This is a genomic window from Streptomyces sp. 13-12-16 (assembly GCF_002114215.1).
Taxonomy (GTDB): Bacteria; Actinomycetota; Actinomycetes; order Streptomycetales; family Streptomycetaceae; genus Streptomyces.
Genome location: NZ_NCTE01001238.1, coordinates 1 through 2,053, shown reverse-complemented (window position 1 = coordinate 2,053; position 2,053 = coordinate 1). Strand labels below are relative to the sequence as shown.

The window sequence follows — 2,053 nt, the reverse complement described above, 5'->3', positions numbered from 1 at the left end:
GCCCCCCCCCCGCCGGTCAGCCGCTGGATGCGGTCGGGCAGGCCGGTCGACGCGGCAGGGACCGGCAGGGCGTGGAGCCGCTCGGCGAGGGCCAGCCGCCCGGCGTGTCGGTCGACGGCCACGGTCACCGCTCCGGCGGCGTGGGCCGCCATCACCGCGGCCAGGCCCACCGCGCCCGCACCGAAGACTGCGAGGGTGTCACCGGGGCCGACGCCGAAGGAGTTGAGGACCGCCCCGGCGCCGGTGAGGAAGCCGCAGCCGAGCGGTCCGAGCAGTTCCAGGGGCAGTGAGGGATCGACCCGGACGGCGTTGCGGGCCGGGACCAGCGCGTACTCGGCGAACGAGGACTGACCGAACCAGCGTGGAGCCAGGGCGGCCCCGGTCGTGTCGGTGAACCGTGCAGTGTTCTCCTCGCGCCCGCCGAACAGGTTCAGTGAGGCGAAGGAGTCGCAGTAGGCGGGGGCCGCGCCCTTGCAGTTGCGGCAGTGCCCGCAGGAGTCGAAGCTCAGCACCACATGATCGCCGGTGCTCAGGCCGGTGCCCGTGCCTCCCGTCTCCACCACGACTCCGGACCCCTCGTGGCCGAGGACCGCCGGCAGGGGGGAGCGGCCCGCCGACCGCCGCACCGCGAGGTCGGTCCGGCACATCCCGCAGCCCGCGATCCGGACCAGGACCTCCCCCTCGGCCGTCCCCTGCGCCAGCATCACCTCCTCGACGGTGAACGGGTCCTCGTACGCACGCAGTACCGCCGCGCCGAACTTCACCTCACACCTCCTCGGGGCGGTGCACGACGAACGGTCTGAGGTTCCCGTAGAGCCCCCACGGTCCGCCCGCGACGCCGACACCACTGTCCTTGACGCCCGCGAAGGGCTGGGCGAGGGAGAGTTCGGCGTGGTGGTTGATCCACGCGGTCCCGCACTCCAGGCGGTCGGCGACGGCCGCGGCCCGGTCGAGGTCGGTCCCCCATACCGAGCCGCCCAGGCCGAAACCGGTGCCGTTGGCCGCCCGGACGGCTTCGTCGAGGCTGTCGTACGGCAGGACCGGCAGGACCGGGCCGAACTGCTCCTTGGTCACCACCGGACTGTCGGCCGGCACGTCGGCCAGGATCGTCGGGGCGAAGAAGTACCCCGGCCGGTCCAGGCGGTGTCCACCGGCAGCGGGCCGGGCACCGTCCGCCAGGGCTCGGGCCGTGCAGCGCTCGACGCGGGCGAGTTGCGGGGCGTTGTTGACCGGCCCGAGCCGTGAGGCCGGGTCGAGCCCGGATCCGACGACGGTCGTCATCGCCCGGTGCGCGAGGGCCTCCACCATCCGGGCGTAGTGCCGGGCCGGGGCATAGACCCGCTTGACCGCCATGCAGACCTGGCCGCAGTTGCGGAACGCCGCCCAGAACAGCCGGTCCGCGATCTCCTCCACGTCGACGTCGTCGAGCAGGACGGCGGCGTCATTGCCGCCCAGCTCCAGGGTGACCCGCGCGAGTGAGGCCGCCGCGCCCGCCGCGACGGCCCGTCCCGTGGCCGCCGACCCGGTGAAGGTCACATGCCGGATCCCCGGATGCGACGCGAGACGGGCGCCGAGGGGCTCCCTCCCGGTGACGATCGTCAGTACGCCCTCGGGCAGGGCGTCGGCGAGGACGGACCCCAGCATCCGTGTGGCGAGGGGCGTGAACGGGGAGGGCTTGAGCACCATTGTGTTGCCTGCGGCGAGCGCCGGCGCGAACTTCGCCGACGCCAGTTGCAGGGGGAAGTTCCACGGGACAATCGCGGCGACGGGCCCGAGCGACCGCCACCGCAGTTCGCTGCGTACGGGACGACCGTCCGCGATCGGCTGCGTCCCGATGTCCAGCTCGGCGAAGTAGCGCAGCCGGGCGGCCGTACGGGCCACCTCCGCGTACGACTCGGTCAGCGGCTTGCCCTGTTCACGGGTGAGGAGCGGGCCAAGAGCGGAGGCGGCCGCGTCGACGGCGTCCGCCGCCGCGAGCAGCGCCGTCCTGCGGGCGGCCGGGTCGGCCCGCCAGCCCTGCCAGGCCGCGTGGGCCCGGTCGACGACCGAGTCC

The 2,053-nt window shown here is 74.3% G+C and carries 2 protein-coding genes; both read right to left on the bottom strand.

What is annotated here, in order from left to right:
- Positions 1-764, bottom strand: a 764-nt coding sequence (locus B7767_RS38355) for an alcohol dehydrogenase catalytic domain-containing protein (RefSeq protein WP_085576006.1), incomplete at its 3' end; no start/stop codon positions are given.
- Between the two features lies 1 nt (position 765).
- The coding region (locus B7767_RS38350; protein WP_085576005.1) for an aldehyde dehydrogenase family protein at positions 766-2,053 on the bottom strand (1,288 nt) is incomplete at its 5' end.